Here is a 12859-nt window from a genome sequence, read left to right as displayed (position 1 = left end):
CGTGACTCGCGCAGGTGAACCGCAGACCAGCGGGACATTCTGCCAGAACAGGCGTCCCAGCCGAAATCTTCCCGTTCGGGAGCGTGATCTCGGCTCGCCCCCGAAGGCGCCCGCGCACGTGCCGCGCGGGCCTGGCCTCGTAGGATGGCCCGGCCCCGACCCCCTGGAGGACCCCTGTGCCGCGCACGCTCGTCGTGACCAACGACTTCCCGACGCGCCAGGGCGGGATCGAGGCCTTCGTCGCCGCGCTGTGCGACCGGTTCCCCGCGGGCGAGGTGGTCGTCTACACGTCCTCCATGCCAGGCGACACCGCGTACGACGCCGCCCTCCCCTATCCCGTGGTGCGCGACCGCACGTCGATGCTGCTCCCGACCCGCCGAGTCCGGCGCGACGTGGTGCGCGCGTTCCAGGAGCACGGCTGCGACCGGGTGCTGTTCGGAGCCTCGGCCCCGCTGGGGCTCCTCGCGCCCGCCCTGCGCGCCGCCGGGGCGCAGCGGGTGGTGGCCATCACGCACGGGCACGAGGTGTGGTGGGCGCGCGTGCCGGTGATGCGCTCGCTGCTGCGCCGCATCGGCGACTCGGTCGACGTCCTGACCTACATCTCCGGATGGTGCCGGGACCAGATCGCGCGCGGCCTGTCCCCCGCCGGTCGCTCGCACCAGCAGCGGCTGGCGCCCGGCGTCGACTCGGAGCGCTTCTACCCGGGCTGCGGCGGCGACGAGGTGCGCGCGGAGCTGGGGATCGGCGACGCTCCGCTCGTCGTGTGCGCGGCCCGGCTCGTGGCCCGCAAGGGCCAGGACCAGCTCATCGCGGCGTGGCCCGCCGTGCGGCGCGCGGTTCCCGGCGCGCGGCTGCTGATCGTGGGCGACGGCAAGCACCGCCCGACGCTCGAGAAGGCGGTCGCACGGCTCGGCCTGGGCGACGCCGTCACGTTCACCGGACCCGTCACGTGGGCGAAGATCCCGCCGTACTTCGACGCCGCCGACGTGTTCGCGATGCCGTCGCGCACCCGGCTCGCGGGCCTCGAGCCGGAGGGGCTCGGCATCGTGTTCCTCGAGGCGGCGTCGTGCGGCAAGCCCGTCATCGTCGGTCGCTCCGGCGGTGCGCCGGACGCCGTCGACGACGGCGTGACGGGTTACGTGGTGGACCCGACCTCGCCCGCCGAGATCGCCGAGCGGGTCGTCGAGCTGCTCACCGACCGGGAGAGGGCACGGGCGATGGGCGAGGCCGGCCGCATCCGCGCGCAGGCCGACTGGCAGTGGGACGACATCGCCGCACGCTGCCGGGAGTACCTCGGCGCGTAGCTACTCCTTGGGCGGCAGGCTGCCGGCGTGGTCCACCCCGATGCCGACCCAGTGCGCGAGCTCGTCGTCGTCCTCCACGGCACCCGCCTCGACGCGGAGCCAACCCGGCGTCGAGCGCCCGCGCATCTCCATGGGCGCGGCACCTGGCTCCGCGAGCAGCTCGTCGTGCCGCTCCGGGGGTACGCGCACCATGAGCCCGCCGCGCCCGCTCGCCGCCACCGCCATGTGGCCGCCGACCAGGAAGGCCAGCCCGCCGAACATCTTCTTCTCCACGACGTCGTCGCGCCGTGAGACGAGGGGACGGATCCGCCTCGCCAGGTCGTCGTCGAACATGGCACATCCTCTCCGTGCGGCCGTGCGTCGATCCTGGCACCGGGCTCGGACATTGCCCGCGCAGCTCAAATCGGACATGCATCCGCCCAGGTCAAGGGCGCACCGGTCCAGGAAATCTCACATTGTGGACTCGAGAGGGTCTCACCTCGCCCGGACGCACCCGGAGTAGGCGCGACGAGGATGATGGAGCCACCCACTGATGAGGAGTGAGCACCAATGACGGTGTGCCTGCACGTCTACCGCGGAGACCCCGACGGACGGACGCCCGAACCCGGAACCCATCTCGACCGCTCGTTCACCTGCGTGCGCTGCGGCCATCGACGCACGTTCGTCCAGCGTTGGCGGCGTCGCACGGCGCCCATGGCAGCCGCCGAGCTGTTCCATCCGCGCGTGCTCTGAGGCTCGGTTCCGCGGCGCGTCAGCCCGAACCCGTGGCCGACCTGCCCGGGCGTGCGCCTGATCAGCGCGCCAGCCGGACGCGGTGGATCCAGGGCACCCAGTCGGCCTGCGTGAACGCGAGGGCGCTCACGTTCGCGCGCAGCTTCACCGATGCCCTGCCGACGCTGAACGTCGACACCATGCCGGTGGACCACGTGTGTGCGAGCGACTCGTCCTCGGAAGCGACGAGCAGCTCGGGGCGCCCGGTCCCGTCCGTCGAGAGGATCCGGACCGAGCCCCCGAAAGCATCGGCGGTCTCGGGTGCACCGGGCACCAGCGCGCCGGCCTGCGTGAAGGTGGTCGATCCTGAGCCCGTCAGGCCCGCCTTCGAGCCCCGCAGGATCGTCACGGCTCCGGCTCCCTCCTTGCCACCGACGGCGCGCCGCGAACCCACGACGACGTCTGCGCGGCCGTCGCCGGTCAGATCACCGACCGCGACGGCCGCGCCGAAGTTCTCGTCGGTCTGCGGGCCGTAGCTGACGTGCGCAGATGCCCGGTTCACGACGCGGACGCGCGTGATGTCGACGGTCGAGCGGCCGCCGCTCACCGCGATCACCGCCCCGGGCCCGATCGAGCCGCCGACCTGCGCGGCGCCATCCCCCACGACGACGTCGCCGAAGGAGTCGCCGTCGAGGTCGCCGATCGCGACGCTCTCGCCCAGCCTCCACAGGAAGGTGCCGTCCGGCATGGTCCCGCTCGCCTTCGCGTGCTTGGCGAGCGCGCGACCCCCCACGGTGACCGCTCCCGCGGTCGTCACTCCGCGCGACGAGCCGCGCAGCACGGTCAGGCCGCCCGTGCCGTCCGTGCAGTCGGCGCAGAAGACGAGCGTGTTGCCCGAGAAGTTCTCCCGGGGAGCCCCGATCACGACGTCCGCGAAGCGGTCCTTGCCGACCCGCCCGATCGCGACCGACCAGCCGAACTCATCACCCCGCTCAGCCGCACCCGGTAGGCCGGCCGTGTTCTGAGTGATGGTGCGGGCGCCCCTGCCGGACAGGCCGCGGGGCCCGCCGAGCAGCACGGTGACCGCTCCGGCCCCGGCCAGTCGCCCCACGGACTCGTTCGGGGCACCCACCGCCAGGTCGTCGTACCCGTCGGCATCCACGTCGCCCGCGGCGACCGAGAAACCGAACCAGTCGGCCCGCTCCGCCTTGCCCGGCACGCCTGCGCTGTCCTGGGTGACCCGTCTCGATCGGGCGAGCTGCAACCCCGCGGCCGACCCCGGGACGATCCACACCGCACCGGCACCCTCGTGGGCCTGACGCCCGTCGACAGAGTCGTCGGCGTCTCCGATCGCGAGGTCGTCGTACCCGTCGCCGTCGAAGTCGCCTGCGGTCAGCGCCGTGCCGAAGGTGATCGCTCCACTCGTCCTCGTCGCCGGCCAGGCGGACCCCAGCACGTCCTCGCGGGGCACCGAGGAGTACGTGACGACCACCGATCCGTCGATCATCACGTCGCCGACGACGTCGTACACCGAATCCGCCAGGCTGGTGTCTGCGGTGAGGGCCAGATCGTCGACACCGTCCCCGTCGAAGTCCCACGAGGTGGGCGCGGTGCCGTGCTTGGCGGCGTGGGGGCGCGGCAGGGAGATCATCAGCAAGGTGTCCGGGCCACGAACGACGCGGCCGAGGTTCGGCACCGAGGGGGGCGGGTCCGCGACGGCGACCGTCGCGCCGGAGAGGAGGATCGCTGCAGCCGCGATCGTGGCGGTGCAGGCGGTGGCGCGGCGCATCGGGTCCCCTGTCGTCCGGCGCTGTCCGGAACGGACGCACGCGAACGATATCCGCGCGGCAAGGCCGCCGGTCGTGGTTCGGCGCAGATGCACCCGAGCGGCCCAGCGGGGCGCCGCTCGACGACGACGGCCCCGCGCTCCGAGTGGGAGCCGGGGCCGTCGGTCGTGCGTGCGCCTGGGATCAGACCGTCTTGCCCGCGTTCTCGTCGCCCCAGCTGCCCGGCGTCGTCTTCTGCACCTGGAGCAGGAACTCGACGTTCGACTTGGTCTCGCGGAGCTTGTTCAGCAGCAGCTCGATGGCCTGCGTCTGGTCCAGCGCGCCCATCACGCGGCGCAGCTTGTAGACGATCCGCAGCTCGTCGTGCGAGAGCAGGACCTCCTCACGGCGGGTGCTCGACGCGTTGACGTCGACCGCCGGGAAGATGCGCTTGTCCGCGAGCGAGCGGGACAGTCGCAGCTCCATGTTCCCGGTGCCCTTGAACTCCTCGAAGATGACCTCGTCCATCTTCGAACCGGTCTCGACCAGGGCGGACGCGAGGATGGTGAGCGAGCCACCGTTCTCGATGTTGCGCGCCGCTCCGAAGAACCGCTTGGGCGGGTAGAGCGCGGAGGCGTCGACGCCACCGGACAGGATGCGGCCCGAGGCCGGAGCCGCGAGGTTGTAGGCCCGCGAGAGGCGCGTCAGCGAGTCGAGCAGCACCACGACGTCCTGGCCCAGCTCGACCAGGCGCTTGGCCCGCTCGATGGCCAGCTCCGCGACCATCGTGTGGTCGGAGGCCGGGCGGTCGAAGGTCGAGGCGATGACCTCGCCCTTGACGGTGCGCTCCATGTCCGTGACCTCTTCGGGGCGCTCGTCGACGAGCACGACCATGAGGTGGACCTCGGGGTTGTTGATCGCGATGGCGTTGGCGATCTGCTGCATGATGATCGTCTTGCCCGCCTTGGGCGGCGCGACGATGAGGCCGCGCTGGCCCTTGCCGATGGGCGCGACGATGTCGATCACGCGCGGCGTCAGGCGAGTGGCCTCGGTCTCGAGCCGCAGGCGCTCCTGCGGGTAGAGCGGGGTCAGCTTGCTGAACTCCGGGCGCGTGCGCGCCTGCTCGGGGTCCAGGCCGTTCACCGAGTCGAGGCGCACGAGCGCGTTGACCTTGCTGGGACGGTTGCCCTGCTGCGCGAGGTCGCCCTCGCGCGGCTGGCGCACGGCGCCGGTGATGGCGTCGCCGCGGCGCAGGCCGGACTTCTTGACCTGGTTCAGCGAGACGTAGACGTCACCCGGGCCGGGCAGGTAGCCCGTGGTCCGGACGAACGCGTAGCTCTCGAGGATGTCGAGGATGCCGGCGACGGGCAGCAGCACGTCGTCGTCGGTGACCTCGATGTCGTCGAGCCCGGACAGGTCCGGGGCGCCCGTGCGGCTGCGGCCGCGCTTGCGGTCACGGTCGCGGTAGCGGTCGCGCGAACGACGACGGCGGCCGCCGGACTCCTCGTCCAGCTCGCTCTGCGGGTTCTGGCCGTTCTGGCCCGCCGGGTTCTGCTGCCGGTTCTGCTGGCGACCGCCGGCCTGGTTGCCCTGGCCCTGCTCGCCGCCCTGCCGGGGCTGACCGCCCTGCTGACGCTGACCGTCCTGCTGGCGCTGCTCACCCGAGCGCTGCGCGTCACCCTGCTCGTCGCCGGTCTGCGGCGCGCCCGAGCCGCGACCCGAACGGCGCGAGCGGCGCTCGCCCGTCACGGCGCCCACGGCCTCGGCCGCGCGGGCAGCGCGGTCGTCCTCGGTGCGGTGCTCGGACGCGCGGTTGTCGTGCCCCAGCTTCGCGTCCAGCGCGGCCTCGAGGCCGGCGAGCGCGTCGGGCTGACGGGCCGTCACGGCACCGTCGACGGGCGGGTTCTGCGCGGGCACCGTCGGCGCCAGGGGCGCGGAGGCCGGCACTGCCTCGGCGGCGACGCGCGTGGCGCGGCGACGGGCGGGAGCGGCCGCGGCCTCGGGCTGCTCGGCGACGGCGACGGCCTGCTCACGGCGGCTGTCGAGCGCGCGCGTCCGGCTTCCGCCCTTGGCGGCGGCGATCGCCTCCACCAGATCGCCCTTGCGCATCTTGGAGGTGCCCTTGACGCCGAGGCCGGCGGCCATCGCCTGGAGCTCGGGAAGGCGCAGCGCCGAGATCGACGACTGCGTGGATCCGCCGGAGGTGCTCACGGCGGGATCGATGGTGTCTGTCACGAAGGACCTTTCCCCTCGTCGGTGGCCGCGACCCGCGGTGCGGGTGTCGGCCGGTGTCCGGTCGAGCGACCGAGACGGAGATGGAAGCCTCGCGTGCGACGTACGACGACGTCCGTGACGTCCTGTGCACGCGGGCTGGGGTGCTCCCGGGTGACCGGATCTCGCGTGAGTCCGGCCGGCTGTCCCGGCACGGCGGCCGGAGGATGCGATCCGGGGAACTCGCCGATCTTACCACTGTCGACCTGCGCACCGACCCGCATGACCCCCATGTCCGCACTTCACCCGCTCGGGACGCGCACCACCTGAACACCGTCGGTGTCGACCGGCAGGACGAGCACGCGCCACCCGCCCATGCTCGGGCCGAACGCGGTCGCGATGGCCTCGTCGGCATCGGTGCCCTGCGCGGTCCGGCGTGCCAGGGCGAGGACCGTGGGCCCCGCGCCCGAGACGACCGCGGCCACCCCTGCCGCCCGCAGCGCGTCCACGAGGGCCAGCGAGTGCGGCATCACCGATCGCCGGTAGTCCTGGTGCAGGCGGTCGGCGGTCGCGTCGAGCAGCAGGTCCGGCCGTCGGCCCAGCGCCTCGACCAGGAGGGCCGCCCGGCCCGCCTGGAAGGCCGCGTCCTGGTGGGGCACGGTCGCCGGCAGCACGCCGCGGGCCGACGACGTCGACAGGCGCGTCGGCGGGACGATGGCCACGGGGACGATGTCGGGGTGGACGGCCAGCGGCGCGGCACCGGTGCGGGCGCCCGCGGTCCAGGCCACCGTCGCTCCTCCGTAGATGGCCGGGGCGGCATTGTCCGGGTGCCCCTCCATCTGGCTCGCGAGCCCGAGCGCGACGTCGTCGGACAGCGCCTCGGCGTCCGCGACGAGCCCGCGTGCGGCGGCGATCCCCGCGACCACGGCCGCCGCCGACGAGCCGAGACCGCGGCCGTGCGGGATGCGGTTGTGGCACACCAGGTGCAGGCCGGCCTGCGAGGCACCGACCAGGTCGAGCGCCGCACGCAGGGCCTGGACGACGAGATGGCTCTCGTCGCCGGGCACGTCGTCCGCGCCCTCACCGGTGACGTCCACACGCACCTCGGACGAGCCCACCAGCCGCACGTCGAGCTCGTCGTAGAGCCCGAGCGCGAGGCCGAGCGCGTCGAACCCCGGCCCGAGATTGGCGCTGGTGGCGGGCACGCGCACGCGGACGCGGTCCGCACCGAGGCGCACCGGGTCAGTCCAGGCCGAGCGCGGTGGCGATGGACACCACGTCCGCGGTGACCCGCACGGGCTGCACCTCGTCGCCCGCGGGCGTGCGCAGCGCCCACTGCGGGTCCTTGAGCCCGTGGCCCGTCACCGTGATGACGATGCGCGCACCGGACGGCACGCGCCCGGCCTCGGACAGCGCGAGCAGGCCCGCGACGCCCGCCGCGGAGGCGGGCTCGACGAACACGCCGACGTCCGCGGACAGCACGCGGTGAGCCACCAGGATCTGCTCGTCCGTCACGGCCTCGATCAGGCCGCCCGACTCGTCGCGCGCGCGCTCGGCCTGCGGCCACGAGGCCGGGTTGCCGATGCGGATGGCGGTGGCGATGGTCTCCGGCTCGTCGATCGGGAAGCCGCGCACGATGGGCGCGGCGCCCGCGGCCTGGAAGCCCCACACCACCGGGGTCCTGGTGGCGAGCCCCGCGGCCGCGTACTCCGTGAAGCCCTTCCAGTACGCCGTGATGTTGCCGGCGTTCCCGACGGGCAGCACGAAGATGTCCGGAGCGTCACCGAGTGCGTCGACGATCTCGAAGGCGCCGGTCTTCTGCCCCTCGATGCGGTCCGGGTTCACCGAGTTGACCAGCTCGACCGGGTAGGCCTCGGCGAGCTTGCGCGCAGCCACGAGGCAGTCGTCGAAGTTGCCGTCGACCTGCAGCAGCGTGGCGCCGTGCGCCACGGCCTGGCTGAGCTTGCCCATCGCGATCTTGCCGTCCGGCACCAGCACCGCGCACACCATGCCCGCGCGCGTCGCGTAGGCGGCCGCGGAGGCCGAGGTGTTGCCCGTCGACGCGCAGACGACCGCCTTGGCGCCGCGCGCGGCGGCCGCGGAGATGGCGGCCGTCATGCCACGGTCCTTGAACGACCCCGTCGGGTTCATGCCCTCGACCTTGACGTAGACGTCGGCACCGACGCGCTGCGAGAGCGCGGGCGCGGGCACGAGCGGCGTACCGCCCTCGCCCAGGGTGACGACGTGCGTCGTGAGGTGCTCGGGCAGGAAGTCGGCGTACTCGGTGATGACACCGCGCCACTGGTGGGCCATCAGGCTCCCTCGACTCGCAGGACGGACACGACGGCGCGCACCACGTCGAGGCCACCGATGGCCTCGACCGTGCCCGCGAGCGCCTGCTCGCTGGCGGCGTGCGTCGTGATGAGCAGGCGCGCGACGTCCGCGTCGGGCGCTGCGGTCTGGCGGACGGCCTCGATGGACACGCCGTGCTCGGCCAGCTCGGCGGCGACCTGGGCCAGGACACCCGGCTGGTCGCGCACCTCGAGCCGCACCTGGTAGCGCGTCCGGGCTGCCGCCGCGGGCAGCACCGGCAGGTCGGCGTAGGACGACTCCACGGGCCCGCGGCCGCCGAGCACCCGATGGCGGGCCACGGAGACGACGTCGCCCAGGATCGCCGACGCGGTCGGGGCGCCGCCCGCGCCGCGGCCGTAGAACATGAGCTCGCCCGCGGCCTCGGCCTCGACGAAGACCGCGTTGAACGCGCCGTGCACGCCGGCGAGCGGGTGGTCCGCCGGCACGAGCGCCGGGTGCACGCGCACCTGGATGCCCTCGGTGCCGTCGTCGGCGGTGTTGCGCTCGGCGATCGCGAGGAGCTTGATCACGTGCCCGGTGCCGGCCGCCCACGCGACGTCGTCGGCGGTGAGCGACGTGATGCCCTCGCGCTGCACGTCGTCGATCGAGACCCGGGTGTGGAACGCGAGCGAGGCGAGGATCGCGGCCTTGGCGGCGGCGTCGAACCCCTCGACGTCGGCCGTCGGGTCGGCCTCGGCGTAGCCGAGCGCCTGGGCCTCCTTGACCGCCTGGTCGAGATCGAGGCCGTCGGTGGCCATCCTGTCGAGCACGTAGTTGGTGGTGCCGTTGACGATGCCCAGCACGCGGCGGACGGTGTCCCCCGCCAGCGACTCGCGCACCGGCCGCACGATCGGGATGGCGCCGGCGACGGCCGCCTCGAAGTACAGGTCGACGCCCGCCGCGTCGGCCGCCGCGTAGAGCGTGGGTCCGTCCTGGGCGAGCAGCGCCTTGTTGGCGGTGACCACGGACGCCCCGTGCTCGATGGCCCGCAGGATCAGGGAGCGCGCGGGCTCGATGCCACCCATGACCTCGACGACCACGTCCGCCCCGGCGACCAGCGCCTCGGCGTTGGTGGTCAGCAGCGCGGGGTCCACGCCCTCGCGCGGGACCGACAGGTCGCGGACCGCGACGCCCACGAGGTCGAGCGGGGCGCCGACGCGGGCGCCGAGGTCGTCGGCCTGCTCGGTGAGCAGCCGGGCGACCTGGGTGCCGACCACGCCGCAGCCCAGCAGCGCGACCTTCAGCTTGTCGGGCACGAGCGAGACCTCCACGGACGATCAGGGGTTGACTGAGCCACAGGATAGGGGCGCAACGGGCCGCCGAGCGCGGGTGTCCGCCGCCGTGCGTCCGGCAGCCTCCAGACGCGGAGCGGGGCGCCCCGGGATCACCCGGAGCGCCCCGCTCGTCACGACGGCATGCGGACTGGGGCCGCCCGCGCTCAGCGCAGGTTCAGCGTCCGCACGTCCGACCGCGAGGACCTGACGTCCTTGGTGCCGAGGTACGTCACGGACACCTTGTACGCACCGGGCACGATGCGCGGCAGCACGAGCTTCGCCCTGCCCCCCGTGAGGGTGGCCGCCACCGTGAGAGTCTTGGCGCCCTTGGCGACCGGGTCCACGACCAGCCGCACGGTGCCGGTCTCCGACACGCCGGCGACCGAGACCTTCACGAGCACGGAGCGCTGCGCGCCGAGGACGTAGGTGACCTTCGAGGCCGCCTTGGCGACCTTGACCGTCCTGCTCGCCGAGGCCGACGCGATCTGCGACGTGCCGAGGTAGACGGCCGTCAGCCTGTGCGAGCCCGCCGCCAGCTTCTTCGGCAGCACAGCCGTCGCGGCGCCGTTGACGAGGGTCACCCGCTTGAGCACCGTGGCGCCCTCCCGGATCTCCACCTTCCCGGTCGCCTTCAGGCCGTTCGCCGCCAAGACCTTGACCGAGACGGTCGCGGACCGGCCGTACGTGGCCGACGCCGGCCAGGTCGCCGCGATCGTGGCGGCAGCCTTGGCCACGACCAGCTTCGCCGTCGTGGTGGAGCCCGCGACCGACGTGGTCGACGGCGTGAAGCGCACCGTCACCGCGTGCGTGCCCGCCGTGAGCGCGGGCAGCGTGACCGACGCCTTGCCGGACGTCAGGGTCGCCGTGGCGAGGACGCGCGCGCCCTCGGTGACGGTGACCGTGCCGGCCGCCGAGGCGCCCGGGACGATGACCTGCACTGGCAGGTTGCCGCTCTTGTTCGCCGAGCCCGTGGCGTCGGGGGCGAACACGTACGACGCGTACGTCACCACCGGGGGTACGGGCTTGGCCGTCACGACGACCTGGGCCGTGGTCGTCGCCTCCGCGACCTGGGCGTTGCCGGCGTAGGCGATGTCCAGGGTGCGGGTCCCGAGCGGCAGGCCCGACACGGGGACGGTGACCTGGCCGTCGACGATCTCGCCCTGACCGACGACCGTCGCGCCGTCCGTGACGGTCACGTGTCCCGCGGTGGAGCCGGCACCCGGCGCCATCACGACGACCGGGAGGGCGAAGGTGTCGCCCTGCTGGACCGTGCCACCCACCGCCGCGAGGAGTCCGACGTACTTGACGACCTCGACCGTCATGGTCGCGGTCGACGGCTTCGTGGCGTCGTCGCCGGTGTAGCTCAGCGTGACCACGTGGCTGCCGGCAGGCAGCGACGACGGGACCGTGAGCGTGGCGCGACCGGCGACCAGGTCGGCCGACGCGGTCCACGCGCCGGTGACCGTGACGGCACCCGTCGGGATCGAGGCGCCACCGTCGACGTGCACGGCGAGCTCGCCGGCGGTGCCGACGCGCACGGCGGGAGCCGATGCGCTGATGCTGGACGTGGCCGCCGCGGTGAACGCGTGCGTGACGCCGCCGAACGTGGCGCTGGCGATGACCGTCGAGGCCTCGACCGCGTTGGTGTAGAGGAGGCGGACCTTGGAGACCTGCAGGCCGGGGTTCGCGGTCACGAAGTCGTCGAGCGTCGCGAAGGACGGGTACCAGCTGCTGTCCACACCGAAGTCGGACGTGCTCCACCACTTGCCGGCGTAGGACGCGTCCTTCTCGAACGTGATCTCGCCCTTCGCCGTCAGCACGTGGAGGCCCACGAACTGCTCGGAGCTCGCGGCGAAGTCCACGACGTCACCCAGCGAGGCCAGGTCGCCGTCGTAGTCGTGCTCGATCCACGCCTCGGCCCAGTCGCCCGGGACGGACAGCTTGACGCCGCCGTCGACGTACTCGACCTGGCCGGCACCACCGGCGACCCACCCGCGGGTGTTCCGCTCCGTGGCAACGTCGGCGCGCGTGATCGGCTCGAAGGCGGTCGGGTACTTCTGCGCGCTGAAGGTGTACGTCGTGCAGCCCGCGGTGATCGAGTGGATCGTCGCGTCGCCGATGGCGTTCGCGCCGAGCGAGTACCCGACGGCGATGACGCGGATCTCGTGCCCCTGCGACCCGGCAAGGATCTCGTCGAGCGTCCCGAAGGCCTTCTGGTAGCCCGGGTTGGGACCCGCGGGGACCCCGGGGATGGCCCGGGTGCCCCACCACCTGTCGAACAGGGGCTCGTAGACGAGGTTGCCGTTCCAGGCGCCGTCGAGCGAGATCGTCATCTGGAGACCGGGGCGCTCGCCCGAGTGGGACGTGTAGTCCATCGTCGGCACGCCGGCGTCCTTGAGCGCGAAGCTCGTGGCGACGTAGCCGGCGGCCTTGCTCTGGCTGCCCTGCGGCGCGACGGTGGCGACCCGCAACCCGTCCGCCACGTACGTGCTGGAGCCCCCGGTGCCGGACTGCGAGAAGTCCCAGCCACGCGGCGACTTCTCGGTGGACACCAGGGCCCGGGCCGTCGTCGTGCACGGCTGGGTCGTCGGCAGGCGGAAGGTGTAGTCCACGTTCGCGACCGAGATCTTGCTGATCACGGCGTCACCGACGACGCCGGAGCCGAGGCTGTAGCCGAAGCTCGTGACGACGGCGTCCGGGTTCGCGGCGCTGAACTGCGCGAGCGTCCCGAAGCTGGTGTAGCCGGCACCGGAAGCGATGCCGAAGCTCTTCGAGGACCACCAGTTGCCGTCGCCGTACGCCCACGGCTCGCCGACGACGTAGCCGTCCCAGGTGCCGTTGCCGTCCTTGTCGACGCCCAGCTGGATGCTCGGACGGACGCCGCTGTAGCTCGCGAAGTCGATCGACGGCTCACCGAGGTCGGCGAGCGGCACCGAGATGGCGCGGTACGCGGCCGCCTTGGACTGCTGGTTGCCGTTGTCGCTCGGGTCGGTCCAGACGTGCAGACCGGCGCCGACGAGGACGTTGTGGCCGGCGCTGCGGGTCTCGCCGAGGTACCAGGACGACAGCGACTCGGAGACCACGGAGGTCGTCTCGTCCGCCAGCGCCGGCATGGCCGACAGGGTGGTCGCGCCGAGCGCGACGACGATCGATGCGGCGACGGTCGCCGCACGGCGACGGCCGGTGGCCGTCCGAGGTGCATGCATGAAGGGGCCTCTCCAGGTGGGACGAAGGTCCTGCT

The 12859-nt window shown here is 73.2% G+C and carries 8 protein-coding genes; 1 reads left to right on the top strand and 7 read right to left on the bottom strand.

Annotated features, from left to right (window positions below; all coding sequences use genetic code 11):
* The first annotated feature begins 176 nt into the window (after positions 1 to 176).
* Positions 177 to 1304, top strand: coding sequence for a glycosyltransferase family 4 protein (locus QRT05_RS06050; protein WP_289446042.1), 1128 nt, complete (start codon positions 177 to 179; stop codon positions 1302 to 1304).
* On the opposite strand, the gene QRT05_RS06045 is transcribed toward QRT05_RS06050, so the two are convergent.
* From QRT05_RS06045 to QRT05_RS06015, 7 genes are all read right to left on the bottom strand, one after another.
* Entirely contained in the window at positions 1305 to 1637 is a 333-nt protein-coding gene (locus QRT05_RS06045; protein ID WP_289446041.1) for a TfoX/Sxy family protein, read from the bottom strand.
* A gap of 460 nt (positions 1638 to 2097) precedes the next feature.
* Positions 2098 to 3804, bottom strand: coding sequence for a hypothetical protein (locus QRT05_RS06040; RefSeq protein ID WP_289446040.1), 1707 nt, complete (start codon positions 3802 to 3804; stop codon positions 2098 to 2100).
* 181 nt (positions 3805 to 3985) lie between these two features.
* Positions 3986 to 6016 (bottom strand): transcription termination factor Rho, encoded by a 2031-nt coding sequence (rho, locus tag QRT05_RS06035; RefSeq protein WP_289446039.1) that lies wholly within the window; start codon positions 6014 to 6016, stop codon positions 3986 to 3988.
* Between the two features lie 278 nt (positions 6017 to 6294).
* The gene (gene thrB / locus QRT05_RS06030; protein ID WP_289446038.1) at positions 6295 to 7230 is read right to left on the bottom strand and encodes a homoserine kinase; all 936 of its coding nucleotides are present in this window, start codon (positions 7228 to 7230) and stop codon (positions 6295 to 6297) included.
* Positions 7231 to 7234: 4 nt separating this feature from the next.
* Positions 7235 to 8305, bottom strand: a complete 1071-nt coding sequence (gene thrC, locus QRT05_RS06025; protein WP_289446037.1) for a threonine synthase — start codon at positions 8303 to 8305, stop codon at positions 7235 to 7237.
* Positions 8305 to 9600, bottom strand: a complete 1296-nt coding sequence (locus QRT05_RS06020) for a homoserine dehydrogenase (RefSeq protein ID WP_289446036.1) — start codon at positions 9598 to 9600, stop codon at positions 8305 to 8307. Before QRT05_RS06020 ends, thrC begins: the two co-directional genes overlap by 1 nt.
* A 182-nt stretch (positions 9601 to 9782) precedes the next feature.
* Positions 9783 to 12824: an Ig-like domain-containing protein gene (locus QRT05_RS06015; protein ID WP_289446035.1), complete on the bottom strand. Its 3042-nt coding sequence runs from the start codon at positions 12822 to 12824 to the stop codon at positions 9783 to 9785.
* Positions 12825 to 12859 lie beyond the last annotated feature (35 nt).

Source organism: Cellulomonas edaphi, from assembly GCF_030362815.1.
GTDB classification, from domain to species: domain Bacteria; phylum Actinomycetota; class Actinomycetes; order Actinomycetales; family Cellulomonadaceae; genus Cellulomonas; species Cellulomonas edaphi.
The sequence above is the reverse complement of the archived record's forward strand: the minus strand, read 5'-3'. Positions and strand labels throughout refer to the sequence as shown.